Below are 26,107 nucleotides of genomic sequence, written 5' to 3'. Positions count from 1 at the left end.
GCGGTGATCCTTCGTACGTGAGAAGCGGGTGGGTGTTACTTGGCGGCGCGCAGCTCGCGCGGGAGCCACGCGAAGCTGTCGGCGCTGACGCCGGTGGAGGGCTTGTACTCGAGGCCGATCCGGCCGGTGTAGCCGGCGGCGGCGAGGCGGGCGAAGAGGTCCTCGAAGTCGAGGTCGCCGGTGCCGGGCTCGTTGCGGGCCGGGCTGTCGGCGATCTGGACGTGGCCGATCCGGTCGGCGTACTCGTCGATCACCGCGACCAGGTCCTCGCCGTTGCGGGCCAGGTGGTAGAGGTCGCAGAGGAACTTGGCGTTGCCGAGGCCGGTGGCGGCGTTGACCTTGTCGACCACCTCGACGGCCGCGGCGGCGGAGACCAGCGCGTAGGCGGGCGCCTCGGGCTTGTTCAGCGCCTCGATCAGGAGGATCGCGCCGATGGAGTGGGCGGCCCGGGCGGCGAGGACGAGGTTCTCCAGGGCGAGCTCGTCCTGGACGGCCGGGTCGACGCCCTCGATGCGGTTGCCGTAGAGCGCGTTGAGCGCCTTGGTGCCGAGGGACTCGGCGAGGCCGACGGCGACCGGGACGTTCTCGCGGAAGCGCTCGCTCTCGGCGGGTACCGACAGGGTGCCCTTGGCGACGCCGGTGGCCAGGTCGTCGAGGAAGTTGAGGCCGGTGAGCTGCACGCCGGCGTCGGTGAACGCCTTGCGCAGCGCGTCCAGCTCCTCCGCGGAGGGCGAGACCTCGAGGCCGAAGGGCCACCAGAGCTCGGCGGCGGTGAAGCCGGCGGCGGCCGCTGCGGCCGGACGCTCGAGGAGCGGGAGCTCGCTGAACAGGATGGACAGGTTGATCGTGAAGCTGTGCTTCGCGGCAGCGGTCACGTCGTTCACCTCTCGCTCTCTCTTCCGATCCGCAACTTCCACGATTCGGAAGAGGGATTCTGTCTGGTGGAAGCATTGCCGGGGGCTCGACGGGGTGTCAAGGTCGGCGCAACAATTTGTTGAAGCCGCCGAAGCCTTCCGGCCAGCCACCCGGCCGACTGTCTGATCAACCAGCCCCCTCGCTACAGTGAGCAGGTGCGATTGATGGTTGAGTTCACGACAGAACCGTTCGAGCTGGACACCTTCCCGGACCACGCCAAGGCCGCGCGCCGCGTCGTGGACGAGGCCGGCCTGGCCGTCTCGGTGGGCCCGTTCGGCACCAGCGCCGAGGGCGACGCCGAGCAGGCGCTCGCCGCGGTCGGCCGGCTGCTGCGCGAGACCCTGGACGCCGGCGCGACCCGGATCTCGGTGCAGGTCAGCGTCCTGCCGGACGGTCCGGACAGCGAGGACACCACCACCCCGGAAGGAGTGGGTACGCAGTGAGCAACGCCCTGGAACACCCGCTCGCCGCGGCGATAAAGCCGCTGCTGGACGCCGTCGGCGCGACCGCCGTCGAACCCGCCGAGGCGAAGGTCGAGGACGTGGTCCTGGAGTGGGACGGCGCCCCAGTGGTCGCCGTGCGGCTGCCCCACCTGAGCAGTGCCCTGGACCGGCTGCTGGCCGAGATGACCCGCGCCTTCGACGGCCGTCCGCTCACCGAGCTGGACCGCGCCGAGAAGCAGCGCGTGGTGGCCCTTCTGGAGGAACGCGGCGCGTTCACCGTCCGCCACGGGGTGGAGACGGTCGCGTCGGCGCTCGGCGTCAGCCGGTTCACCGTGTACAACTACCTCAACCGGCAGGAGAAGGGCTGACGCCCCCTGCCCGGCTTCGCCCAGTCTGTCCCACCGTCCACACCGGACACACTTGGCGAATCGCACACCGTACGGCCCCACAACCGGGCCCGTCGCAAAACGTAACCACCAACAGTTCAACAAAGTGTTGACGACCTGAGGTGGTCGATCTAGCTTTTCCGGGTGGCACCACTCTTCAGGAGGTCCACCCGTGACCAAGCACCCCGACGCTCTTGACGCTCTGGCGACGGCCGACGCCGCCGAGCTGCAGGAGACCCTGCTGGAGATCTGCTCCAGCCCCGGCTGGGCTGCCGCCGTCGCGGCCAGCCGGCCCTGGTCCGACCGCAACGCACTGCTGGCGGCCAACGCCGCCGCGATGGCGTCGCTGACGGTCCAGGACCTGGCCGACGCCATGGCCGGCCACGCCCGGATCGGCACGCCCAAGACCGGCGACGCCACCTCCGAGCGCGAGCAGGCCGGGATCCAGGGGGCGGACACCGCCCTGCTCGACGAGCTGCACGAGGCCAACGCCGCCTACGAGGCGAAGTTCGGCCACGTCTTCCTGATCTGCGCGACCGGCCGGACCGCGGCCACCATGCTCGCCTCGCTCCGCGAGCGCTACCCCCACGACGCCGCCACCGAGGCGGAGATCGTCCGCGGGGAGCTCCGCAAGATCAACGACATCCGCATCAACCGGCTGCTCGACGAGGCCTGACGCCTCCGACGGTCAGTCAACTCCTGCGCACAGTTAAGGTCATCACCACCCATGACTGGCATCTCCACGCACGTGCTCGACACCAGCATCGGCCGCCCGGCCGAGGGCGTCCCGGTCGAGCTCGCACTGCACACCGAGGGTGGCTGGAAGGTGCTCGGCGCCTCCGCCACGGACTCCGACGGCCGGGCCAAGGACCTGCCGGCCGTGGAGGCGGGCTCGGTCGTCCGGCTGCTCTTCGACACCGCCGCCTACTACGCGGCCAGGTCGGACGAGACGCCGTTCTTCCCCGAGGTATCGATCGTCTTCACGGTCGCCCCCGCGCAGCACCACTACCACGTGCCGCTGCTGCTCAACCCGTTCGGCTACTCGGTCTACCGCGGAAGCTAGTAGACCGACCTCAACGCTTAGGAGCCACGTCATGGCCCACGTACTCGGTCAGAACCAGTACGGCAAGGCGGAGAACCGCATCGTCCGCGTCTACCGCGACTCCACCCGCCACGAGATCAAGGACCTCAACGTCTCGGTCTCGCTGCAGGGCGAGTTCGAGGACGTCCACCTCACCGGTTCCAACGCCAACTGCCTCCCCACCGACACGACCAAGAACACCGTGTACGCCTTCGCCAAGGAGTACGGGATCGAGTCGGCCGAGGCGTTCGGCATCGTCCTGGCCCGCCACTTCGTCGACAACACCGAGCGCGGCGTCGTGCACAGCGCCCGGATCCGGATCGAGGAGTACTCCTGGGACCGGATCAAGACGCCGGACAGCTCGGCCCGCTTCATCGGCGCCGACGAGGTCGGCCACTCCTTCGTCCGCACCGGCCAGGAGACCCGCACCTGCGAGGTCGTCTACGACGGCGAGACCGTCCAGGTGATCTCCGGCCTCAAGGACCTCATCGTCATGAACTCCACCAACTCGGAGTTCTGGGGCTACATCAAGGACAAGTACACCACCCTCCAGGAGGCGTACGACCGGATCCTGGCCACCCAGGTGACGGCCCGCTGGAAGTACGGCTTCGACGGCCGCGACAACGAGCCGCAGCCGAACTGGAACCGCTCGTACAACCACGTGAAGCGCCACATGCTGGAGGCCTTCGCGGAGACCTACTCCTACTCGCTTCAGCAGACCCTGCACGCGATGGGCACCCGGGTGCTGAACAACCGGGCCGAGGTGGACGAGGTCCGCCTGGAGCTCCCGAACAAGCACCACTTCCTGGTCGACCTGGAGCCCTTCGGCCTCAAGAACGAGAACGAGGTCTACTACGCCGCCGACCGGATGTACGGCCTGATCGAGGGCACCGTGCACCGCGAGGGCGTCGTCCCGGTCATCCCGGTCGCCTGACCCTGCTGCCGTTCCCGCCTGACCGCACCACCCTTCTCCACCCCCACCCACCGGAGACCGCGCTCGCCTCCCGGCGGCCGGCCCGGGGAGCTGGAGAAGACGCCCGAGGGACCCTTGCACCGCCGTCCCGCCCTCGGGACTCTCCAGCGCCACGGGCCGCGCCGGAGCCCACGAGCACACGTAGAGGGGCTCGACATGGATTCCCGTACCACCCGTACCACCGACGGCGGTTCCACCCCTGACCGGCCCCCGCGGCCGGACGGAGCGTCCACCAGTCTTCCCGGCGACCCGTCCGGCCGCGAGGTCCACCCCGTGGACGAGCTGCTGCCACCGCTGAAGCTCTTCGGCACCGGACTGCAGCACGTCGCCGCGATGTACGCGGGCGTCGTCGCGCCCCCGCTCATCGTCGGCGCCGGCGTGGGACTCTCCCCCGCCGAGCTCGCCCTGCTGATCTCGGCCAGCCTGTTCACCGCCGGACTGGCCACCCTCCTCCAGACCCTGGGGGTGTGGCGGATCGGCGCCCGACTGCCGTTCGTGAACGGCGTCTCGTTCGCCGGCGTCGCCCCGATGCTGGCGATCGCCGAGGAGCACGGCCCGAAGGACGCCCTGCCGGTGATCTTCGGCGCGGTGATCGTCGCGGGAACCCTGTGCCTTCTCGCGGCACCGTACTTCTGCAAGCTCATCAGGTTCTTCCCGCCGGTCGTCCAGGGCACCGTGATCACCCTCATCGGGGTGTCCCTGCTGCCGGTCGCGGTCAACTGGGCGCGCGGCGGCTCACCCGCCGCCCCCGGTTACGGCTCCGTCCGGGCCATCGGCCTCGCCGCGTTCACCCTCACCGCGGTGGTCCTCTGCAACCGGCTGCTCCGCGGCTTCTGGCAGCAGCTGTCCCTGCTCGTCGGACTGGTGATCGGCGCCGCCGCCGCCTTCCCGCTCGGGCTCGCCGACTTCGGCGGCGTCCGGGACGCCGAGGTCTTCGCCCTGCCCTCCCCGTTCCACTTCGGCGCCCCGGTGTTCGACGCCGCCGCGATCGTCTCGCTCTGCATCGTCATGGTGGTCTCGATGACCGAGTCCACCGCCGACATGCTGGCACTCGGCCGGATCGTCGAGCGGGAGGCCGACGAGGCCACCCTCGCCGCCGGCCTGCGCGCCGACGGCCTGGCCACCGCGCTCAGCCCGGTCCTCAACGGCTTCGCGTGCAGCGCCTTCGCCCAGAACATCGGGCTGGTGGCGCTGACCAGGATCCGCAGCCGCTTCGTGGTGGCGGCGGGCGGAGGCATCCTGATCCTGCTGGGCCTCTTCCCGGTCCTCGGGTCGGTGGTGTCGCTGGTCCCGCAGCCCGTCCTGGGCGGCGCCGGGATCGTGCTCTTCGGCACGGTCGCCGCCAGCGGCATACGCACCCTCGCCGAGGCCGGCATGGAGTCCGGAGCCAACACCGTCCTGGTGTCGGTGTCGCTCGGGGTCGGCCTCGTCCCGATCGCCGCCCCGACCTTCTACGACGCCTTCCCGGAGGCCGTGCGGACCCTGATGCACTCCGGCATCTCGGCCGGCTGCCTGGCAGCCGTCCTGCTCAACCTGCTCTTCCACCACGTCGGCGCCCGCCGTACGCCCTCCCCCATTGGAGTCACACCATGGCAGTCCAGCCCCCGCCCGCCGACCAGCGGATCGTGATCGAGAACGTCGCCATCGCCACGGTCGACGCCAACGACACCGAGTACGCCCGCGGCCACGTCGTCATCCTCGGCAACACGATCGAGTCGGTCGGCGACGGCCCGGCCCCGCAGTGGCTGGACAACGTGGTGCGCCGGATCAACGGCGAAGGCCACCTGATCACCCCGGGCCTGGTCAACACCCACCACCACTTCTACCAGTGGATCACCCGCGGCCTGGCCCAGGACAACATCCTCTTCGACTGGCTGGTCGCGCTCTACCCGACCTGGGCCCGGATCGACGACAAGCTCGTCCACGCCGCCACGCTCGGCTCCGCCGCCGCACTGCTCAAGTCCGGCTGCACCACCGCCAGCGACCACCACTACGTCTTCCCGCAGGGCGGCGGCGACATCCTCGGCGCCTCCATCGAGGCCGTCCAGCAGCTCGGCATGCGCTTCACCGCGCTGCGCGGCTCCATGGACCGCAGCAAGAAGGACGGCGGCCTGCCGCCGGACCACGCGGTCGAGGAGACCGAGGACATCCTGATCGCCTCCGAGGCGGCCGTCGACAAGTGGCACGACTCCTCCTTCGGCTCGATGCTGCACGTCGCCATCGCCCCCTGCTCCCCCTTCTCGGTCTCCACCGAACTGCTCAAGCAGTCCGCCGAGCTGGCCCGCCGCAAGGGCGTGCGCCTGCACACCCACGGCTCGGAGACCGCCGAGGAGGAGGAGTTCTGCAAGCAGCTCTTCGGCATGGGCCCGACCGACTACTTCGAGTCCACCGGCTGGCTCGGCGAGGACGTGTGGATGGCCCACTGCGTCCACATGAACGACTCCGACATCGCCAAGTTCGCCGAGACCGGCACCGGTGTGGCGCACTGTCCCTCCTCCAACGCCCGCCTCGCCGCCGGCATCGCCCGCGTCCCCGACATGCTCAAGGCCGGCGTCCCGGTCGGCCTCGGCGTCGACGGCACCGCCTCCAACGAGTCCGGCGAGCTCGGCACCGAGCTGCGCAACGCCCTGCTGATCAACCGTCTGCACGGCTACCCGACCGCGCTGACCGGCCGTCAGGCGCTGCGCCTGGGCACCATGGGCGGCGCCCGGGTGCTCGGCCGGCACCACGAGATCGGCTCCATCGAGGCCGGCAAGCTGGCCGACCTGGCGCTCTGGAAGATCGACGGCATCATGCACTCCTCGATCGCCGACCCGGTCGCCGCCCTCACCTTCGGCGCCCTCCCGCCGCTGTCCGTCCTGTTCGTCAACGGCAACGCCGTCGTCGAGAACAACACCCTGACCACCGTCAACGAGGACCAGATCGCCCTCGCCTGCAAGCGCGCCGCCCAGGAGCTCGCCTCCCGCGGCGTCTGACCCCGAACTCCGGGCCGCACCAGGGACGGTGCGACCCGGACTCCCCGGCCCCCGGGCCGACGGAGCGCAGCCCCGGACCCACGGCGAGGGTCCGGGGCTGCTTGTCCGCTGTGGCGCTTCCCGGGGCGTACCACCGGGAACCGCCGGGCGGTGATCGACGTCCTCCCCCTGTCACGACGGGCGCCCGGGCAACCCACCGGGCCGAACGGGGGAAGCACATGAACGACATCCACATCCGAACGGCGGGCCTGCACACCGCCGCCGAGGCCGTCCGGGGCAGCTCCTCGCAGCTCGGCACCAAGTCCGGGCACTGGCTGGACGGCAGCCTCACCGCCGCCGCGAAGCACCCCGGGTTCGCCTCCGGACCGGCGCTGCGCGACTGCGCCGACGCCTGGCAGACCCACATGGCGTCGGTCGTCGGCCAGTTGCACACCTACGCCGACCAGCTCCGGGACTCCGCGCACTCCTACGACAGCGCCGAACAGGAGTCCGTCCGCCGGCTCGACCTCGCCTCCCGCGACCTGAACGGAGGGGCCTGAGCCGTGGTCGACTTCACCGCCCTGCGCACCGCCGACCCGGCCTCGCTGCGGACCGCCGCCGAGGGCTGGGTCGCCCTGTCGAAGGAGTCCTGGCAGGCCGTCGACGACCTGCACGCCAACGGGATAGGCCCGCTCCGCGAGGACTGGAAGGACCGGGTCGGCCAGGCCGCCGGGAAGAAGCTGGAGGAGCAGGCCCGGATCCTGGAGGCCGACGCCGACATCCTGCGCGGCGTCGCCATGGTGGTCGACGGGCTCGCCTCCTCGGTGGAGTACGCCCAGCAGGCCCTGCACCGCGCGCTCGACCTGGCCGCCGCGTACCGACTGGAGGTGGACCAGGCCGGCACGGTCTCCACCACCGGCGAGGTCACCAGCGAGTCGATCACCCACATGAACGAGGTCTCCGACCTGATCCGGGAGGCCCTGCGCGAGGCCCGGCAGGCCGACGACCAGGCCAGTGCCGAACTGCGCAAGCTGGCCGGCGCCACCTGCGAGACCGACCCCCAGCGGGCGCTCGACCAGCTCCAGGGCGAGGCCTCCCAGGTGCAGCTGAACATGCTCGACGGCGACATCCCGGACGGTCGCGACCCCGCCCTGGTCGCCCGCTGGTGGTCCTCGCTCACCCCCGAGCAGCAGCGGCAGCTGGAACTCGCCGACCCGGTGAAGCTGGCCAACCTGCCCGGTATCCCGGACAACGTCAAGGAGGACCTCCGCGGCGGTCCGAACCGCAAGTTCGACCGGGTGCAGATGGTCGAGTGGACGCTCGCCCACTGGAACGACAAGTCCGGCGACTTCGACGACGAGAACAACTGCACCAACTTCGCGTCCGAGGCGCTGTTCCAGTCCGGCGTGAAGATGAAGGGCGACTGGACCTTCGAGGGCGACGCCTGGAACCGCGGCGACGACCCCGGCTGGCTCGGCCTCGGCATCGTCGGCCAGCAGCACAGCCACGCCTGGGGCGGCGCCCAGAACCTGCACGACTTCATGGTCTCCAACGGCGGCCGCGAAGTCCCGCCGTCCGAGGTGAAGCCGGGCGACCTGGTCTTCCTGGAGGACGACAACGACCTCAACCCCGACCTCAAGCAGGGCAACATCCACCACACCGCGATCGTCACCGCGGTCACCCCGGACGGCGACATCCGCTACAGCCAGCACAACGACTCCCGCAAGAACGTCAGCCTGGACGGCCGGTCCGGCCACGAGGCGGAGTCCGAGGGCCGGCAGAAGATGCACTTCGTCCGCGTCGAACCCAACTGGTACTGAGTCAGGAGCCCCCGTGATCGACACGACGGTCCGCGCCACCCCCCGCCCCCGCGCGGCCTGGCTGCTCGCCGCCCTGGTGACCGCGGCGTTCGGCTGGGTCTGCGCCAAGTACGGCCACGACGCCTACCTCGACGCCGTACCGCGCCGGCTCAACCGCTGTCTCACCGCCGACCCGGTACCGGCCGTCGCCTGGCTGGCGCTCGGCCTGGGCCCGCTGCTGCAGTTGCTGGCCGGCTTCGGCGCGGTCCGGCAGCTGCGCGGCGGGCCGAGCACCGCCACCACGGTGGCCGCGGCGGTGGTCGCCGTGGTGGCCGCCGTCCTGCTGGTGTTCGCCGGGTACGGTCTCGCCGACGCCATCGGCGGCCTGGACCACCCGCACCGCACCTGCACCGGCCTGTGACCGCCGTACGGCCCTGCCCCCACCCCCGTAGGGCGCAGGGCCGTACCCGGCCCCCCGGCTCCCCGCTACCGGGCTCCGCCGGCCACGCGCGGCAGGACGAGCCCCGCCACGGCGAGCAGCCCCGCCAGGACGGCCCACCCCGCGGTGCCGTGGTCGAGGACCGTGACGGTGACCACCAGCGGGCCGATCACGTGCGAGGCGGCCTGGCCGCTCATGAAGACGCCCTGGTACTCGCCGTGCGCCGCCGGATCGGCGAGGTCCAGGCTGAGCGTCCAGCCGCCCGCCGAGGTGAGCAGCTCCGCCACGCTGTGCACCACCGCCCCGGCCAGCATCACCACCGACGCCACCACCGCGCCCCGCCCGCCCGCCGACGCGTACACCAGACACGCCCCGGCCAGCAGCACCCCGCCCCGCGCACAGGCCCGCGCCGCCCCCGGCACCCCGCTCACCCCGCGCCCCGCCCGCACCTGGAACAGCACCACGGTCAGGCAGTTGACCACGTCGACCGCCGCGACCAGGGCGCGCGGCGCGGCCGTGTGGAACGCGATCCACAGCGGGATCCCGACGGCCAGCATCGCGAACTGCAGCTCCAGCACGGCGTGCAGGGCCGTCACCGCCAGGTACCGCCGGTCCCGCAGCGCGGACCGGCGGCCGCGGGGCCGGGCCGCCTCCCGCCCGTCCGCGGATGCCATGTCCGGCGCCGGCAGGCCGGCCAGCAGCGCCGCCGCACCGAGGAAGCTCAGCGCGTCCAGCACCAGCACCGCCACGTACGCCGGATACCGGTCGACCTGCAGCACGAGGGCCGCTCCCCCGGCGCCGACCACCAACCCGGCGTTCATCACCGAACGCAGCAGGGCCCGGGACGCCACCTGCCGCTCCCCGGGCACGACCCGGGCGATCAACGCACTCCGGACCGCCACCGCGCCGCGCTCCAGCACCGTCGCCGCACACGCCAGCGCCACGAACGCCGCCCAGGAGCCCACCAGCGCGTAGCCGAGCACGGCCACCGCCTCCAGCGGCCCCACCACCAGCAACAACCGCTTGCTGCCCACCCGGTCCGCCAGCCGGCCCATCGGCACCCCGGCGAACGTCCCGCAGACACCCGCCGCGGTCAGCCCGAGGGCCACCTGATGGGCACTCAGGCCCACCGAACGGGTCAGGTAGAGCACGCTGACCGTGCCGAACAGGCCGTTGCCGACCGTGTTGACCAGGCTCATCAGCACGAGCCGGCGCAGCAGCGGGTCGGCGGGCAGCAGGCGACGGGCGCGTGGCAGCGCCGCAGTGGAGGTCATGCGCCAAGGACAGCGGGCTTCCCGTCGTCCCGGAATCCTTTTACCGTGGGGGTCAATGATCGAGTTCAGGTTCGGCGTCGACGACCTGGCGACCACCTGGTTCGCCTACTCCCCGCTCCAGGAGGCCGTCCTCAGCCTGCGTGCCCGCTCCGGCGCCGGCCGCTACCCCGAACAGCAGCCGTGGATCGCCCGCTGGCAGCACGCATACGCCACCCTGGACACCGCGCTGCTGGAGTCGCTGGTCACCCCGCGCCGCTGGGTGCCCGACTTCCTGACCCCCCGCCCCCGGCGGCCCCGCCCGGACTTCCCCACCGAGCTCGCGACCCTCGCCGGCACCGCGCCCGCGGTGGTGCGCGCCGACGTGCTCGCCGCCTACCGCAGCGACGGCAGCCCCCTGCCGCCGGTCCTGCGCGATCTGGTCGACACCCCGGACGTCCTGCTCGCACGGGTCGTCGACGTCCTCGACAGCTACTGGAACCGCTGCCTCGCCCCCGCCTGGTGGCCCCGGGCCCGTACCGTCCTGGAGGCCGACCTCGCCCACCGCGGGCGGAGGCTCTCCGAACACGGCGCGGAAGGCCTCTTCGCCGACCTCGACCCGCGCCTGTCCTGGCAGCACGGCACCCTCCGCCTCGACGACCCCGACCCCGGCGTCCAGGCCCTCGGCCGCGCCGTCGAGGTGGCCGGACGCGGACTGGTCCTGATGCCGACCCTCTTCGCCCTCGGCGCCCAGACCGACATCGGCCAGGACGGCCCGCCCCTGGTCACCTACCCCGCCCGCGGCAAGGCCACCATGGCCGAGGGCCTCACCACCGCCCCACCCGCCGGCTCCGCCCTCGCCAACCTGATCGGCGCCCCGCGCGCCCGCCTGCTCGCCCTCCTCCACCACCCCGCCTCCACCACCGAACTCGCCCACCGCCTCGGCGTCACCCCGGCCGCCGTCAGCCGCCACCTCACCGCCCTCACCGCCGCCGGCCTCCTCACCCGCACCCGCCACGGCCGCAGCGTCCTCTACTCCCTCACCCCCCTCGGCACCTCCCTCACCACCGCCGGCTGACTGTCGGTCCCCGGCGCCATACTGGGACTGTGCCGCCCACCGCATCGTCACCCGCCGTCGCCGCCCGGATGAGCCGCCAGGCCTCCCGCGACACCGCCCAGGAGCTGGCCGTACGAAGGCTGTTGTTCGGCTGGGGGCTGCGCTACCGGGTCAACGCGCCGGTGCCCGGCATGCCCCGGCGGACCGTCGACATACTCTTCCGCGGCCCCCGGGTCGCCGTCTTCCTCGACGGCTGCTTCTGGCACGGCTGCCCCGAGCACGCCACCAGTCCCAAGGCCAACTCCGACTGGTGGCGCACCAAGCTCGACCGGAACGTGGCCCGCGACCTGGAGACCACCGAACACCTCACGGCAGAGGGCTGGACCGTCCTGCGCTTCTGGGAACACGAGACACCCGCCGACATCGCCGCCACCGTCCGCGCCACTGTCCGTCCCGATGAGCCGACACCGCAGGGCCCGGCCTGATCGCGGGTTTCTCCAACCCATCCCCCGCTGTCGACATGGACCGATACGGTCACGCCTGAGAAGATGACCATCGAGCCACGGACGCGCAACCCGGGGCTCCTCCGCACACCGACTCAAGGCAGGCCATGACCGACTGGCAGTTCGACGTCCCCACCAGCGGCTGCAAGATCCTTCCTCCGGATCCTCGCTCGTGGGACGCGCTCAGCAGCCAGGGTTACGACTTCGAAGTGGCCGTCGCGGATCTGGTCGACAACTCGGTGGATGCCGGCGCGAGGGATGTCGTCATCCATTTCCTCAGGGACGGTGACCAGTTGGTGAGCCTCCTGGTCGTCGACGACGGCAGCGGTATGGACGAGCAGGAGCTCGACATTGCCATGACGGTCGGTGGACGCCGCGACTACGGGAGCCGGGCACTCGGTATGTTCGGCACCGGCCTCAAGTCGGCGTCGCTCTCACAGGCCCGCAGTGTCACGGTGATCAGCCGGACCCGCCGCTCTCGCCCGGCCGGTCGACGTTGGGTCATGGAGCATGCCCGCAGCGACCACCGGTGCGACATCGTCGACCCGGACTTCGCCCAGAGCCTTCTCGACCGGTACTACGACCGCCCCATCACGTGGCAGGGCACGATCGTCCGCTGGGACGGCGTGAAGGATTTCCCCAAGCACGGCGGCAGCGGCCAGACGGACCGCTACCTGAACCGCATCATTGCCAAGCTCGGCCTCCACCTCGGCCTCCACCTCCACCGCTTTCTCGCCCGTGACGACTTCAACATCACCATCGCCGTGGAGGACGTCCGAACACGGACCGTCTACCTCGACTACGGGGTGCAACCAGTGGACCCCTTCGCCTATCCGGTGAGTGGAGACCCTGGATTCCCCCGGACATTCACCACGACTATCCCGGGTGTCGGCCCGGTCGCCCTGGAAGCCCATGTCTGGACACCGCGGTCCAACCTCGACGAGTACAAGGCCATCGGGACAGTCCTCGATCGCCAGGGCTTCTACTTCTACCGGAACAACCGCCTTGTGCAGGCGGGAGGTTGGAACAAGTTCCGCCAGGCCGAGCAGCATCTGGCGCTGGCGCGGGTGGCAATCGACCTTCCACCGGACACCGGTGACGTGTTCCGTCTGACCGTGAAGAAGTCGGGAGTGGAGACCTCACCTGAGTTCCCGGCCGCTCTCGACGACGCCTGCGACGTCGACGGAGTGTCCTTCACCGACTACCTGACAGTTGCCCAGACCACCTATCGGGAGGCCCGCCGTCGCAGCGGTCCGGTCCGGAATCCCGTCATTCCGCCGGGCAAGGGCATTCCACCGGAGGTCCGGCAGGCGATCAAGGACGAGTTGCCGCTCCACGAACACGAGGACCCGATCGAGATCCGGTGGCAGAAACTGGACGGCGGCATGTTTTTCGACCTGGACCGGGAGAAGCACATCATCCTGCTGAACAGTGCCTACCGGACCGCAATCCTGGGTGGCCGGCGCGGGGGCCTCAATGACGCACCTGTGCTCAAGTCGCTCCTGTTCCTGATGCTGCACCAGGTTTTCGAGAAGTCCCACAGCGGTTCGCGGGAGAAGGACAACCTGCAGCTGTGGCAGTCGATTCTGGTCACGGCGGCCCGCTCCGAGGTGGACCGGTTGGTCGACAATGACTGACGATCCGAACTACCCTCCTCTCGACGTGGCGTGGTCCGACATCGAGTACTACCTCGAGCGCAACCTCGCCACAACGCTGCGTATGAACGGCACAGCCGCACCGCGCGTCGACTACGTGGTGACCCCCCACGACATTGCTCTGCACGTCGAATTGGGCTCCCACGAGCAGCCGCCGCGGTCGGACTTCCCCATGGTCCGGGTCGACCAGATCTCCTCCGAGGGCCGGCGGATGGCCCGGCTCCGGATTGCCGACGCAGCGCTGCGCCGCGACTTCCACGACCTCCTGTGCGCAGTCGCCGACCGGATCGTCCGACAGGACCGCAGCCTGGCCGAGGCCTTCGGCGAGACCGTCCAAGCGTGGACCGCGCTGCTGAGGCGTCACCAGGAACTCGACACACAGCGGCGGATCGGCCTGATCGGTGAGCTGGCCGTACTGAACGCCCTGGGCCTCGATCCGGCGACCGGTTGGTCGCGGGCCGTCGCGGCGTGGGTGGGCCCGCAGGCCGAGGAACACGACTTCGCACTAACGGAATTCGACATCGAGGTGAAGAGCACCGCGTCCGAGGCGCGCCGCCACGTGGTCCACGGCACCGCGCAGCTCACTCCGAAACCGCATCGTCCGCTCTGGCTGGTGTCGGTCCAGCTCACCCGTGGCGGTGCCGGTGGGCGCACGCTCGGCGAGTGCGCCGCCGCCGTTCGGCGCCGAATCGGGCAGCACAGCCCGTCGCAGCTCGCGGCCTACGACGCTCGACTCGCCGCAGCCGGATGGGACTCCGACAACCCGGACGAGGAGCGCTGGACATTGCGCTCCGAGCCGTTGGCGCTTCCGGTGGACGAGCGACTGCCGCGCATCGACGCCGCGCTGTTGAACTGCATTCCGGCCGGGCTGCGGGAGAGAATCGACAAGCTGCAGTACCGGATCGACGTGACCCACCTGACCGCGGCCTCGGCGCCCCCATCCGTGCTCTCCGCTGTCTCCCTTCCCTGATCCTGCTCCCTCTGCCGACGAGGACCATCGTGATCGACGACCCGACCCGTCTGTCCCTTCACCGAGCCGCCCTTGCGGGCATGAACGGCTCGCGTCCGAAGCAGCTCCAGCGCGCATTGGACTTCTATGGGGAGGAATTGGACCAGGCGGTACAGCTTCCGGAACGCGACTTCCACGACGCTCTTCTCGGTCTCCGTCCTGGCGACCAGCTCCTCGAGCTCTGGCGGAAGCAGCTGACCGAATGGGACTTCGTCGACGCTCCGACCTGGACCGACACCGAGCCCCGGACGGACCTTCGCCGTACCGCGGTCCTCGATGCCCTCGGTCTCGACACCGACACCCGCAAGGTCGTCAACGATCTGATCCCGGTGGCCAAGGACGCCGCACCCGTGGTGATCCGTCAGACCCGGCGGGACTGGTACACGCCGCAGTCCGTGAGCGGGCGCAGCTGCTACTGGCCCGCCTATGCGTCCCTTCTCCGCGCCAAGGGATGGGGCGAACCCGCTGTCGCAGGGCTCGACGAGGCATCGGACCGTGTCGTCGAGATGCTGGCAGACCCGTCCGACGAGGCCGCGTACCAGTCCAGGGGACTCGTGGTCGGCTACGTCCAGTCCGGCAAGACCGCCAACTTCACGGGTGTCATCGCCAAGGCGGTCGACTCCGGTTACCGGTTGGTCATCGTCCTCGGCGGCACACTGAACCTCCTGCGCGCCCAGACCCAGCGCCGGCTCGACATGGAACTCGTCGGGCGGGAGAACATCCTCCGCGGCGCACCGGACCACGAATCCGACTACGCGGACGACCCTGCCTGGCCCCAGGGCAAGTTCCTGACCCACGGCGGTCTGCCCTCCACCCGCGGCGGCTTCGACATCGTGCGGATGACCACCCGCGACAACGACTACAAGAGCCTGCTGCAGGGAATCGTCGCGCTCGAATTCGAGAAGCAGGAGCCTGCACTCCCGCTTCACGACCCACGCAATCTGCACCGCAGTTCCGCACGGCTGATGGTGGTCAAGAAGAACAAGACCGTCCTGGCGAAGCTGGTCAAGGACCTCAGCAAAATCAAGACTCCGCTCGGTGAGATCCCTGTGCTGATCATCGACGACGAGTCGGACGAGGCGTCCGTCAATACCAGCAGCCCCGCGAAGCCGGACGCCGAGCGCACCGCGATCAACGAGAAGATCTCCGAACTTCTCCGCATGCTGCCGCGTGCCCAGTATGTTGGATACACCGCGACCCCGTTCGCCAACGTCTTCATCGACCCGAGCGACACGGAAGACATCTTCCCGAAGGACTTCATCATCTCGCTCCCGCGGCCGAGCGGTTACATGGGTGTCCAGGACTTCCACGACCTCGACCTCGACATTCCCCCCTCGGAGCGGACCTTCGCGAACTCCAACGAGAAGGCGCACGTCCGCGACATCGTCCTGAGCGACGAGGAGGACGACAGCTGTCTGCGGCAGGCCATGGACATGTTCGTCCTGACGGCAGCGATGAAGCTGTTCCGCGAGGCAAAGGGCCTCGGGGACGGCCACTTCCAGCACCACACCATGCTCATCCACGAGTCCGTGCGCACGGCCGACCACCGTGAGTTGCTCGCCCTGGCGACCCGACTCTGGTACGACAGCAGCTACACCGGTGCCGCCGGACACGCACGCCTTCGTGAGCTCTTCGACACGGACCTCGCTCCGGTCTCCCGTGCCCGTGCCGCTGGGGAGGCGGTGCCCGCCGACTTCGACGAGTTGGCGCCGTTCATCGGGCCCGCCTTCATGCGCATCGGCGGCGACAACAAGCCCATCATCGTGGTGAACGGCGACCGCGACATCGAGACCGGCGAGGCCGACTTCGACAAGCGCTCGATCTGGAAGATCCTCGTCGGCGGCCAGAAGCTCGCTCGTGGATTCACCGTCGAGGGACTCACGGTCACGTACTACCGGCGACGTACCAACAATGCATCCACCTTGATGCAGATGGGTCGCTGGTTCGGATTCCGCCCCGGGTACCGCGATCTGGTCCGCCTGTACCTCGGGCGCGAGGAAACGATGGGCGCCAAGGAGATCGACCTCTACCAGGCGTTCGAGGCCATCTGCCGCGACGAGGAGGCGTTCCGGGCCCAGTTGGAGCAGTACGCCCGTCCTGTCGACGGAGAGGCCCAGATCACTCCGGCCCAGGTACCTCCGCTCGTCTCGCAGCATCTGCCGTGGCTCAAGCCGACGAGCCCCAACAAGATGTTCAACGCACGGCTGGTCGAGATCCGCTCGCCGGGCCGGTGGGAGGAGCCCACCGCCTATCCGATGCGATCGCCGCAGCTCCGACGCAACACTGAACTGTGGGCTCCGATCATTGACCGACTCTCCGCCGAGACCGTCACGCTCGGTCACACCTTGGAGCGGCCCGACGGCAGACTGGTCACCCACAGCTTCCCGGCTCGCACGGCACTCGCCGGTCACCACGAACTCATGGCGGTGCTGCGGCAGCTCGACTGGAGCGCCGACCAGCAGTTCGCCCCGCACCTCACGTACCTGGAGGAGATCGGCCGTGATCCGGTACAGGTCGACGACTGGCTGATCGTGGCGCCCCAGCACATGGGTACCGGGAAGACCGTCCGCCTCGGGAAGGGTGACCGTCGCTTCTCCTGGTTCGGCCGTGAGCGGCGCCGCGGTCCGCTCTTCGGTGCAGTCAGTGAGCCCAAGCACCGTCCGGCGCTGCTCCGGATCGCCGGCGCGCTTCCCGGCAGCGGCGACCCCAACGCCGATGCACTGACGGCCGAGCGGCGGGGTGTGCTGGCGCTGTTCCCGCTCGTGGAGAAGAAGCACCAGGGAGAGATCAACCCGGATGGCCGGCTCGACGCCGGAAAGATCGTCGTCGCCTTCGCCTTCGCCGCTCCCAGCACGGCGAAGGGACGGGACGACCGCGTGGTGCGCTTCACCACCGTCGACTCCTCGCGGGCGGGCCAGGCGATCGTCCCGAGTCGGGAGGACTGATCCGTTGAGTACCGTGGACGAGCCGGGTACGGCTCCCCGATTCTCCTCGATCGAGATCTGCTCGGGGTCCGGTGCCCAGGCGCTCGGCCTCGAACAGGCCGGCTTCGATCCTGTGCTACTCATCGACAACAAGGCGGATGCCTGCAGGACGATCGGCCAGAACCGTCGACGGTGGAAGGTCCTGTGTGAGGACCTGCTCGCGTTCGATCCGTCGGCGCATCCCCAGGCGTACAACGTCGACCTGATCAGCGGTGGTCTGCCGAGGATCAAGGCGGCTGCGGCCGTGCGTCGCGACCAGGACATCGCGGAACGGGAGCTTCTCCGCGCGGCCGTCCGACTGGTCGGAACGATCCGGCCGAAGGCTCTCCTCCTGGAGAACCTGCCGGAACTCGTGGAGAAGCACGAGTACGCGGAAGACCTCGACTGGATCGAGAATCTGTTGGCCCACCTCGGCTACACGCTTCACCGGACAGTCCTCAACGCTGCCGGCTTCGGTGTCCCCCAGAACCGCAGGAGCGGATTTCTGGTGGCCCTGGCTGAGCCGTTCCAGGCCTCGTTCGCCTGGCCCCGGACCGATGGCCTGCCGACGCCCACGGTCGGCGAAGCCCTCGGCGCATCCATGGCCGCACGCGGCTGGCCCGGCGCCCAACGCTGGGCCGAGCAGGCCGACCGGCCGGCACCTGCGCTGGTCGGTGGTTCCGATCGCCGCGGTGGGGCCGACCTCGGCCCCACCGGTAGTAAGCGTGCCTGGGCGGCCCTGGGAATCAACGGCAACAGCCTGAGCGACGACTTCCCTCCCGCCGATTTCCCCGTGGACGCCCATCCCCGGCTCAACATCCGGCAGGCTGCGATGATCCAGTGCATCCCGGAGGACTGGATCTTCTTCGGCCGGAAGACCTCCGTGTACCGCCAGATCGGCCACTCGATGCCGCCCCCGCTGGCCACCGCCGTCGGCCGGTCCCTGGCCACCGCCCTGTCCCGATAGGATCTGTCCATGCACGTGCCCGCCCTCACCGACCTGCCCAAGATCGTGGACCTCTTCGCCGGGCCTGGCGGGCTCGACATGGCCGCGCATGCTCTGATGATCCCCGCAGTGGGCATCGAGTGGGACGACGACGCCTGTAAGACGCGTCACCGGGCCGGCCTGTCCACGGAACACGACGACGTACGCAAGTTCGGTCCCGGCAGCTTTCCGAGTGCGGACATTCTCGCGGGCGGACCACCGTGTCAGACCTTCACCGTCGCCGGCAGTGGCGCCGGTCGCAGGGCACTCGACCAGGTCATCGGGTTCGCACGTCGAATGGCCGCGGGCGAAGACATTCGAGCGGAGCTGTCGGAACTCGACGATGAGCGCACTGGGCTGGTCCTGGAGCCGCTACGGTGGGCCATCGAAGCGATCGCACTCGGACGGCCGTATCAAACGATCGTACTGGAACAGGTTCCAGCGGTGCTGCCCGTCTGGGCCGAATACCGTCGGATCCTCGAGGACAAGGGCTACGTCGCCAACCACGGCGTACTGCACACCGAGGAGTTCGGCGTGCCCCAGACCCGTCGTCGTGCCATTCTGATCGCCCGTCTCCGCGACCCGAAGGCGTCGGCGCCCGTAGTCGTCGAACTCCCGAAGCCGACCCATCAGCGGTTCCACAAGCACAATGGGGCACCGCAGATCGCCTTCGACAGCGGCCTCGCCACATGGGTGACGATGGGTGATGTTCTGAACCGTCGCGCGCCGTTCGAGGTCGTTTCGAACTACGGGACCGGCGGTGATCCCAAGAACCGCGGGCGCCGCACCCATGCAGAACCGGCGTTCACCGTAACCGGAAAGATCTCGCGAAATCGTGTGATCGACTCCCGGATCGCGAACCCTTCGGCGAACGACTACACCCGATTCGACAACTCCGAGGCGGGACTGCTCCAGACGTTCCCGGCGGGCTACCCGTGGGCAGGCAACGCGGTGGCGCAACAGATCGGCAACGCCATTCCTCCGCGCCTCGGTGTCCACGTTCTCGCGGCTGCGCTCGGCCTCGGAACCGAGGACATCGCGGCTGCGCTGAAGCGCCTCGAAAACTGGGAGGCACCGGCACAGCCCGGGCCGGTGGAGTCCGACGTCCGCTGACCGCCACACTCGTGGAGGCCCCGAACGCGCCGCGTTCGGGGCCTTGTGCTTTCTCCGGTCAGGCCGTGCGGCCGAGGGTGGCGAGGTAGGGGCGCCAGCCGCCGTGGGTGGTGATTTCGCGGTGGACGCCGCGGTCGAGTTCGCCGCGGGCGAGGAGCATGGAGAGGGAGGGCGTGCCGTCGGCGAGGGTGATGATGCCGAGTTCGAGTTCGCGGGGTTCGCCGGGGAGGACGACGTCGCGGAGGTGTTCGAGGGGCACGTCGTAGAGCTCGCCCTCGATGCTGGTGTCGGCGGCGGGGTCGGGGTGGAGCCCGGGGCAGACGTCGCGGATGGAGAAGAAGCGGTAGCCGGGTGCGGTGCGGACCGGTCCGACGAGGTAGTCGGCGACCGAGGGGTGGAAGGGGCCGCCGACCATTGCCTGGCCGTTGAAGAAGATGCGTGCCATGGGGTGCTCCGGGGGTGGCCGTCCCGTACGGCTGCCGAGGACAGGTGGTGGGCAGCCGTACGGAACGGAGCAATCGGACCTGCGGTTTCGCCGCAGTGTCAGGGGTACGGCGGGCGGGGGGTGGCTAGATTTCAGTCCAGCAGGGCGAGCGCGGGCAGGGTGAGGAAGTCGACGAACTCCTCGGCCAGCGCGACCTGTTCGAAGAGCCTGGCGGCCTCGTTCCAGCGCCCACCGGCGTAGGCGTCGTCGCCGAGTTCGGCGCGGAGCGCGGCGAGTTCCTCGGCCACCAGCCGGCGGACCAGGTCGGCGGTCGCCTTCTCCCCGGTGTTGGCGAGCACGACGTCGTTGTGGATCCACTGCCAGATCTGCGAGCGGGAGATCTCGGCGGTGGCGGCGTCCTCCATCATGTTGAAGATGCCGACGGCGCCCAGCCCGCGCAGCCACGCCTCGATGTAGCGGACGCCGACCTGGACGGCGTTGTGGAGGCCGGCCTCGGTGCAGTGTCCGCCGGAGCCGGCGATGTCGAGCAGCTGGGCGGCCGTCACGACCTCGTCTGAGCCGGGGTTGTCCTTCTGGTTCGGACGGTCGCCCAGCACGGCGTCGAAGCAGGCCCGGGCGACCGGGACCAGGTCGGGGTGGGCGACCCAGGAGCCGTCGAAGCCGCCCGCGGCCTCGCGGTCCTTGTCTGCCCGGACCTTCTCGAGGGCGGCGGCGTTGACGTCGGCGTCGCGGCGGGAGGGGATGAAGGCGGCCATGCCGCCGATGGCGTGGGCGCCGCGGCGGTGGCAGGTCTGCACCAGCAGGCGGGTGTAGGCGGCCATGAACGGCGAGGCCATGGTGACCGAGTTGCGGTCGGGCAGGATGTAGTGCTCGCCGGTGTCGCGGAAGTTCTTGACGATGGAGAACAGGTAGTCCCAGCGGCCGGCGTTGAGGCCGGCGGCGTGCTCGCGCAGCTCGTAGAGGATCTCCTCCATCTCGAACGCGGCGGTGATGGTCTCGATCAGCACGGTGGCGCGGATGGTGCCGTGCGGGATGCCGAGGGCGGCCTGGGCGTGGGTGAAGACGTCGTTCCAGAGCCGGGCCTCGAGGTGGCTCTCGGTCTTGGGCAGGTAGAAGTAGGGGCCGGAGTTCGGGTCGTCGGCGCCCTTGGCCAGCAGCCGCTTCGCGTTGTGGAAGAAGTACAGGCCGAAGTCGAGGAAGGCGCCGGCGACCGGGGTGCCGTCGACCAGCAGGTGGTTCTCGTCGAGGTGCCAGCCGCGGGGGCGGACGACGACGGTGGCGAGCTGGTCGGCGGGCTTGAGGGTGTACGCCTTGCCGGCGGAGGAGGTGAAGTCGATCCGGCCCTCGAACGCGTCGATCAGGTTGACCTGGCCGGAGACCACGTTGGCCCAGGTGGGGGCGGTGGCGTCCTCGAAGTCGGCGAGCCAGACGCGGGCGCCGGAGTTGAGGGCGTTGATGACCATCTTGCGGTCGGTGGGGCCGGTGATCTCGACCCGGCGGTCCTGGAGGGCCCGGGGGGCTTCGGCGACCTGCCAGTCACTCTCGCGGACGGCTGCGGTCTCCGGGAGGAAGTCGAGGGTGCCGGCCGCGGCGATCTCGGCCCGGCGGGTCTTGCGTCGGGCCAGAAGCTCCTGACGGCGTCCCTCGAAGGCGCGGTGCAGGCCCACGACGAAGGCGACGGCCTCCGGGGTGAGCACCTCCTCGGCGCGGGGGACGCGCGGACCGGCGACAGTGACGACCGGGGCGGCGGGGGAAACGCCGAGTGGTCCCTGATCTGCAGCCATGGGCAGGACACTCCTTGGACGGTTGTGATCGCACGGGATGCTCCGGTGGGAACCTCCCGGATCCGAACCCTGCCTACCGGCGGGTTCTGTTCTGTAAGGTGGAGACTAGTTTCCGCGATACAGAATTTCAACGGTTTGTTGAGCTAGATCGCTGGGACTCTACTCCTCCTCCCACAGTGAAGGGAACGCCGGTGGCCAGCACCCCCGCCGCAGCTCCGTCAGGCAACGACCGCACCGGCGGTGGCGTGCAGTCGGTCGAGCGCGCCTTCCTCCTGCTGGAGGCGCTGGCCGACTCGGGCGGCATCGCCACCCTGAGCGAGCTCTCCCTCACCTCCGGGCTGCCGATGCCGACCATCCACCGTCTGATTCGTACCCTCGTCCAGCAGGGTTACGTCCGCCAGGACACCGCCCGTCGCTACACGCTCGGTCCCCGGCTGATCCGGCTCGGCGAGACCGCGGGCCGGCTGCTCGGCAGCTGGGCCCGCCCGTACCTGGCCGAGCTGATGGAGGCCACCGGCGAGACCGCCAACCTGGCCGTCCTGGAGGGCGGCGAGGTGGTGTACGTGGGGCAGGTGCAGTCGCGGCGCTCGATGCGGATGTTCACCGAGGTCGGGCGGCGGGTCCAGCCGCACTGCACCGGCGTCGGCAAGGCGCTGCTGGCGCAGCTGCCGGAGGACGAGGCGCGGGCCCTGCTGGGCGGCGCCCCGCTCCAGGCGCACACGCCGTACACGGTGACGGATCCTCAGGAACTGATCACCCAGCTCGGCTCGGCCCGCGAGTCGGGCTACGTGGTGGACGACCAGGAGCAGGAGATCGGGGTGCGCTGCATCGCGGTGGCCGTCCCCGGCGCGCCGACGCCCACCGCGCTCTCGGTCTCCGGCCCGGAGGCGCGGATCCGCGCCCTGGAGGCGCAGGCCGGCAGCGCCGCCCTGGTACCGGTGATGCGCGCCATCGCCACCCGGCTCGGCCAGGTCCTGGCGCCCTGAGACCGTCCGGTCAGTCGGGCATGCCGCTCGCGCCGATCTGGGCGACCGTCACCTCGAAGACCTCGAGCGACGGTTCGGAGCCGGCCTCGCGGAAGAGGCGGGGTGCGGCGGCCGTCTTCGGGTCGGCGCGGACGGCCTGCAGGGTGGCGACGTCGCGCCACAGGCTCTGGACCCGCCAGTGGTGGTCCGAGCCCCTGAGCAGCTCGGTGCGCAGCAGCCCGTCCGGGAGCGGGCCGGCCACCAGGCGGCGGTAGGCCTCGACGAAGTCGGCCTCCCGGTCCGCCGCCAGCACACCGCTCACCTCGCTCAACACGCGCCCCGTCATCGCGTCCACCTCCCGATCGGAATCCTTCGCTACCGTGAGTATGCATTCCGACACGTGCGACCGGAGCGGAGCGGGGCCATGCGGGTGATGCGGCAGTGGGCGGCGACGGTCGCGGCAGCCGGCGCTGCAGTGGCTGTGGCGGCGGCCGGCGCTGCGGTGGCTGTCGCGGGGGCGCCGGTTGCCGCGGCGCCGATGCCGCGCGCGGACCTGGCGGTGGTCCGGCTGGACCCGGACCCGGTCGCGCCCGGCGGGCTGACCACCGTGCACGGCTTCGTCGCCAACCACGGCCCGGACCGGACGGCGGCCCCGTTCACGGTGCTGATCGACCTGCCTGCGGGGTTCACCGCCGAGGGCCCGTACTTCCCGGCCGACTGCGTCGCGGCCGCGGGCGGCCACCTGGTGCGCTGCGCCTTCGGCGCGGGCCTGCCGGCCCAGCGGACGGCCACCGCCCTGGTCCCGGTCCGCTCCGACGCGGACGTGCCCCCCGGCACGGTGGCCGAGGGGCACGTCAGGGTGGTGAGCGCGGAGGACGCCGATCCGTCGGACGACGGCACGGCGTTCACGCTGTCCGTCAGGTGATCGAACAGTCGGCCGACGGTCAGCGGTAGACGCGGACGTAGTCGGCGGCGAAGGTGATCGGGGCGGAGCCGGCCGCGGCCGGGTGGTACTGGCCCGCGCTGAGCGACAGGTTGAGGATCAGGTACGCGGACCAGTTGGCGCCCACGCCGGTGCCGTCCGAGAAGACCTTCTTGCCGTTGACGTACCAGTCGACGGAGTTCGCGCCGTAGTAGGTGCCGATGGTCACCCACTGGTCCTTGGCGACGGCGCCGGCGTCGGTGTAGTACTTCGAGCCGGACTTCACGTGGTTGGTCAGTTCGAGCAGGTTCGGGTTGTCCGGGTGGTACTCGAAGGAGTCGATCTCGCTGCCGCCGTTCTTCCAGGTCCACAGCGCCGGCCAGGCACCGGTCCCGGCGGGGAGCTTGACCCGGGTCTCGGCGTAGTCGCCGGTCTTCACCTGGAAGCCCTGGGAGGAGTACTCGGTGGTGAGCAGGCCGGTGTCCCAGGCCTGCTTGCCGTTCTCCAGGGTGTGGGCGGAGGGCTTGGCGGTGAAGGTGGCGACACCGCCGGCGACGGAGACGTTGCTCGGGGAGAGCCAGTCGAGCTTGTTGTCGTCGGGGTTGTGGTTGCCGTAGCGGTAGGCGCTGGACTTGTCGCCGGTCCACTTGGAGCCGTACGCGATGGCGCTGTCGAACTCCTCGGACCAGGTGAGCGCCTTGCCGGGGATCGGCGAGCCGGCGGCCGGGCTGCTCGGCGCCGCGGTGCTGCTCGGCGCGGTGGGGGCCGGGGGGAGCGGCGTCGGTGCGGCCGTGGTCGGGGCCGCGGTGGTCGGTGCGGCGGTGGTCGGCGCCGGTGCGGGGGCGGTCGGCGCGACGGGAGTGGGCGCCGGGGCCGGGGCGGCGGTGCCCGCGGGGGCGACGGTGAGGGTGCGCGAGGGCAGGTTGTGCCAGCCGTTCGCGGTGTCCTGCCAGAAGCCGAACTGGGTGTAGGTGCCGGCCGGCAGGGTGCGGGCGGCGCTGGTGAAGGCGAGGCCCTCCGGGCAGATCCGCACGTTGGTGGCGTTGCCCGGGAAGTCCAGGTTGGCGCCGGCGGCGTCGCGCAGACCGACGCCGACGGTCTTGGCGGTGAAGCAGGACGAGGAGTGCACCGCGAGCGAGGCGGTGGCGGCGACCCCGGCGGTCATCGAGGTCGGGGTGAGCTTGTCCTGGGTGACGGTGGTCGCGCTCGGGGCGGTGGTGCCGGCGGCGGTGCCGGCCGGGACGGTGGTGCCGTAGCCGAACCAGGCGGCCTGGGCACTGCCGGCGAAGGGGAGGCCGCACAGGGCGGCCGCACCGGCGACAGCGCCGATGCGGGCAGGACGGGAAAGGCGCATGGGGAGTCCTCCGCGACGCCTGCGAGGTGAGCTGTCGGGTTCGGACCGTGAGGTGGCCCGGCCGCGCACGCGGCTTCACCCCGAGCCGGACCCACCCGTCCGGGCAGGGAGCGGGGAGGGCACGGCGACGTACCTGGGTCCCCCGCTCCTGTCCAGGGTGGTCGTCGACGAGGACCGCCGGCGGGTGGACAGGATTCGGCGTCCCGACGACGGCTGTGCCCGTACGGGCATCCCGTGCAGGCTAGGCGGACCGGGTCGGAGCCGACAACGAGCGGCGGCGAGACAAGCCTCACATCCGGCCCGCGGCGCCGAAGCCCTCGGCCGCACCCCCTCCGACCTGGTACTCTGCGCCGCCGCGGCGGCCGCCAGGCCCGACTACGGGGGCGTTCCGAGGCGGTCCGCGGGCCCGACGACGGCGCCGGCCCGCCCACCCCACCCGCGCCGCGCGACAGGACCGCAGTGGCCGGTCGCTGCTGTTGCCGGTACCCGACACGTCGTGGAGGCGCCGCCCCGGTTACGGGCAGCTGAAAGCTTTTCTCGGCACTTCCACCGGTACCTGACAAGACTTCAGACTGCTGCCATGCGAAACACTCTACGCGCGTTGAAGACCCGCGCCGCTTCCGTCGTCGCCGTCGGCCTGCTGACCCTCGCCCCCACCGCCGTGTTCGCCGGCGAGGCCCACGCCACCGTCAGCGGCAGCGTCTGCCTGAACGACCTGCCGGGCGAGGCCTGGGACACCCTGGACCTGATCGACGAGGGCGGCCCGTTCCCGTACTCCCAGGACGGCGTCGTCTTCCAGAACCGCGAAGGCGTCCTGCCCGCCAAGTCCAACGGCTACTACCACGAGTACACCGTGATCACCCCGGGCAGCCCGACCAGAGGCGCCCGACGGATCGTCACCGGCCGTACGTACCACGAGGACTACTACACCGGCGACCACTACGCGCACTTCTACCGCGTCGACTGGAGCTGCTGACCGGCCCCGGCCGGCCGCCCGCCCCGACTCCCGGGGGGCGGGCGGCCGCTTTTCATGTCCCGCTCCTTTACGCGGACTTGACCACTCGCTACGCTCCCGGCAACATCTTGCAGAAACTTTCGCAAGAGGACCCTCA

Annotated in this window: 26 protein-coding genes and 1 riboswitch; of the genes, 20 read left to right on the top strand and 6 right to left on the bottom strand. The window is 70.6% G+C overall.

From position 1 onward, the window contains the following. Positions 1-35: 35 nt before the first annotated feature. Positions 36-884, bottom strand: a complete 849-nt coding sequence (locus FHR36_RS08225) for a TIM barrel protein (protein ID WP_253795256.1) — start codon at positions 882-884, stop codon at positions 36-38. A 195-nt stretch (positions 885-1,079) separates the two neighbouring features. On the opposite strand from FHR36_RS08225, the gene FHR36_RS08220 reads away from it, so the two are divergent. The 10 genes from FHR36_RS08220 (at position 1,080) to FHR36_RS08175 (ending at position 8,972) form a co-directional block, all read left to right on the top strand. Continuing rightward, positions 1,080-1,358 (top strand): thiamine-binding protein, encoded by a 279-nt coding sequence (locus tag FHR36_RS08220; protein ID WP_301330034.1) that lies wholly within the window; start codon positions 1,080-1,082, stop codon positions 1,356-1,358. Next, positions 1,355-1,726, top strand: a complete 372-nt coding sequence (locus FHR36_RS08215) for a helix-turn-helix domain-containing protein (protein ID WP_253795252.1) — start codon at positions 1,355-1,357, stop codon at positions 1,724-1,726. Before FHR36_RS08220 ends, FHR36_RS08215 begins: the two co-directional genes overlap by 4 nt. A gap of 190 nt (positions 1,727-1,916) precedes the next feature. After that, entirely contained in the window at positions 1,917-2,420 is a 504-nt protein-coding gene (gene uraD / locus FHR36_RS08210; RefSeq protein WP_253795250.1) for a 2-oxo-4-hydroxy-4-carboxy-5-ureidoimidazoline decarboxylase, read from the top strand. A 51-nt stretch (positions 2,421-2,471) separates the two neighbouring features. Continuing rightward, positions 2,472-2,807, top strand: coding sequence for a hydroxyisourate hydrolase (gene uraH / locus FHR36_RS08205; protein ID WP_253795248.1), 336 nt, complete (start codon positions 2,472-2,474; stop codon positions 2,805-2,807). Positions 2,808-2,838: 31 nt separating this feature from the next. Then, on the top strand, positions 2,839-3,759 hold the full coding sequence (gene pucL, locus FHR36_RS08200; protein ID WP_253795246.1) for a factor-independent urate hydroxylase: 921 nt from the start codon (positions 2,839-2,841) through the stop codon (positions 3,757-3,759). 195 nt (positions 3,760-3,954) lie between these two features. Further along, positions 3,955-5,427 carry a nucleobase:cation symporter-2 family protein gene (locus FHR36_RS08195; protein WP_253795245.1) on the top strand — a complete coding sequence of 491 codons (1,473 nt, stop codon included), beginning with the start codon at positions 3,955-3,957 and terminating at the stop codon, positions 5,425-5,427. Next, positions 5,388-6,773 carry an 8-oxoguanine deaminase gene (locus FHR36_RS08190; RefSeq protein WP_253795244.1) on the top strand — a complete coding sequence of 462 codons (1,386 nt, stop codon included), beginning with the start codon at positions 5,388-5,390 and terminating at the stop codon, positions 6,771-6,773. The genes FHR36_RS08195 and FHR36_RS08190 overlap by 40 nt, the downstream gene beginning before the upstream one ends. Before the next feature lie 218 nt (positions 6,774-6,991). Next, positions 6,992-7,312 carry a hypothetical protein gene (locus tag FHR36_RS08185; RefSeq protein ID WP_253795242.1) on the top strand — a complete coding sequence of 107 codons (321 nt, stop codon included), beginning with the start codon at positions 6,992-6,994 and terminating at the stop codon, positions 7,310-7,312. 3 nt (positions 7,313-7,315) lie between these two features. Further along, on the top strand, positions 7,316-8,572 hold the full coding sequence (locus tag FHR36_RS39855; protein WP_253795240.1) for an amidase domain-containing protein: 1,257 nt from the start codon (positions 7,316-7,318) through the stop codon (positions 8,570-8,572). Positions 8,573-8,585: 13 nt separating this feature from the next. Continuing rightward, on the top strand, positions 8,586-8,972 hold the full coding sequence (locus tag FHR36_RS08175) for a hypothetical protein (protein ID WP_253795239.1): 387 nt from the start codon (positions 8,586-8,588) through the stop codon (positions 8,970-8,972). 65 nt (positions 8,973-9,037) lie between these two features. Here FHR36_RS08175 and FHR36_RS08170 read toward each other — a convergent pair whose 3' ends face one another. Next, entirely contained in the window at positions 9,038-10,264 is a 1,227-nt protein-coding gene (locus FHR36_RS08170; protein WP_253795237.1) for an MFS transporter, read from the bottom strand. Between the two features lie 55 nt (positions 10,265-10,319). Here FHR36_RS08170 and FHR36_RS08165 point away from each other — a divergent pair, with 55 nt between their 5' ends. From FHR36_RS08165 to FHR36_RS08135, 7 genes are all read left to right on the top strand, one after another. Next, a complete protein-coding gene (locus FHR36_RS08165; RefSeq protein WP_253795235.1) occupies positions 10,320-11,318 on the top strand; it encodes an ArsR/SmtB family transcription factor in 999 nt (332 codons plus the stop codon). 68 nt (positions 11,319-11,386) lie between these two features. Then, positions 11,387-11,782, top strand: a complete 396-nt coding sequence (locus FHR36_RS08160) for a very short patch repair endonuclease (protein ID WP_253796690.1) — start codon at positions 11,387-11,389, stop codon at positions 11,780-11,782. Between the two features lie 125 nt (positions 11,783-11,907). After that, on the top strand, positions 11,908-13,437 hold the full coding sequence (locus tag FHR36_RS08155; RefSeq protein WP_253795233.1) for an ATP-binding protein: 1,530 nt from the start codon (positions 11,908-11,910) through the stop codon (positions 13,435-13,437). Positions 13,438-13,462: 25 nt separating this feature from the next. Then, positions 13,463-14,425 (top strand): PD-(D/E)XK motif protein, encoded by a 963-nt coding sequence (locus FHR36_RS08150; RefSeq protein WP_253795231.1) that lies wholly within the window; start codon positions 13,463-13,465, stop codon positions 14,423-14,425. Between the two features lie 80 nt (positions 14,426-14,505). After that, the gene (locus FHR36_RS08145; protein ID WP_253796689.1) at positions 14,506-17,409 is read left to right on the top strand and encodes a Z1 domain-containing protein; all 2,904 of its coding nucleotides are present in this window, start codon (positions 14,506-14,508) and stop codon (positions 17,407-17,409) included. 13 nt (positions 17,410-17,422) lie between these two features. Beyond that, positions 17,423-18,394 carry a DNA cytosine methyltransferase gene (locus tag FHR36_RS08140; protein WP_308199320.1) on the top strand — a complete coding sequence of 324 codons (972 nt, stop codon included), beginning with the start codon at positions 17,423-17,425 and terminating at the stop codon, positions 18,392-18,394. A gap of 9 nt (positions 18,395-18,403) precedes the next feature. After that, positions 18,404-19,525, top strand: coding sequence for a DNA cytosine methyltransferase (locus FHR36_RS08135; protein WP_253795227.1), 1,122 nt, complete (start codon positions 18,404-18,406; stop codon positions 19,523-19,525). Between the two features lie 58 nt (positions 19,526-19,583). Here the strand turns inward: FHR36_RS08135 and FHR36_RS08130 are convergent, their stop codons facing one another. Next, on the bottom strand, positions 19,584-19,970 hold the full coding sequence (locus tag FHR36_RS08130; RefSeq protein ID WP_253795225.1) for an allophanate hydrolase-related protein: 387 nt from the start codon (positions 19,968-19,970) through the stop codon (positions 19,584-19,586). A gap of 131 nt (positions 19,971-20,101) precedes the next feature. Then, a complete protein-coding gene (aceB, locus tag FHR36_RS08125; RefSeq protein WP_253795223.1) occupies positions 20,102-21,754 on the bottom strand; it encodes a malate synthase A in 1,653 nt (550 codons plus the stop codon). Positions 21,755-21,945: 191 nt separating this feature from the next. On the opposite strand from aceB, the gene FHR36_RS08120 reads away from it, so the two are divergent. Beyond that, complete coding sequence (locus tag FHR36_RS08120) at positions 21,946-22,740, top strand: IclR family transcriptional regulator (protein ID WP_253795221.1); 795 nt, start codon at positions 21,946-21,948, stop codon at positions 22,738-22,740. A 10-nt stretch (positions 22,741-22,750) separates the two neighbouring features. Here FHR36_RS08120 and FHR36_RS08115 read toward each other — a convergent pair whose 3' ends face one another. Further along, the gene (locus tag FHR36_RS08115) at positions 22,751-23,065 is read right to left on the bottom strand and encodes a hypothetical protein (protein WP_253795219.1); all 315 of its coding nucleotides are present in this window, start codon (positions 23,063-23,065) and stop codon (positions 22,751-22,753) included. Between the two features lie 78 nt (positions 23,066-23,143). Between FHR36_RS08115 and FHR36_RS08110 the strand changes: the two genes are divergently transcribed. Next, a complete protein-coding gene (locus FHR36_RS08110; RefSeq protein ID WP_253795217.1) occupies positions 23,144-23,644 on the top strand; it encodes a hypothetical protein in 501 nt (166 codons plus the stop codon). Between the two features lie 19 nt (positions 23,645-23,663). On the opposite strand, the gene FHR36_RS08105 is transcribed toward FHR36_RS08110, so the two are convergent. Then, positions 23,664-24,995: a glycoside hydrolase family 16 protein gene (locus tag FHR36_RS08105; protein ID WP_253795215.1), complete on the bottom strand. Its 1,332-nt coding sequence runs from the start codon at positions 24,993-24,995 to the stop codon at positions 23,664-23,666. Between the two features lie 3 nt (positions 24,996-24,998). Further along, positions 24,999-25,169, bottom strand: a riboswitch (cyclic di-AMP (ydaO/yuaA leader). Between the two features lie 406 nt (positions 25,170-25,575). Here FHR36_RS08105 and FHR36_RS08100 point away from each other — a divergent pair. Next, the gene (locus tag FHR36_RS08100; RefSeq protein ID WP_253795213.1) at positions 25,576-25,971 is read left to right on the top strand and encodes a guanyl-specific ribonuclease; all 396 of its coding nucleotides are present in this window, start codon (positions 25,576-25,578) and stop codon (positions 25,969-25,971) included. Positions 25,972-26,107 lie beyond the last annotated feature (136 nt).

Source organism: Kitasatospora cinereorecta (assembly GCF_024172095.1).
GTDB classification, from domain to species: domain Bacteria; phylum Actinomycetota; class Actinomycetes; order Streptomycetales; family Streptomycetaceae; genus Kitasatospora; species Kitasatospora cinereorecta.
The sequence above is the reverse complement of the archived record's forward strand: the minus strand, read 5'-3'. Positions and strand labels throughout refer to the sequence as shown.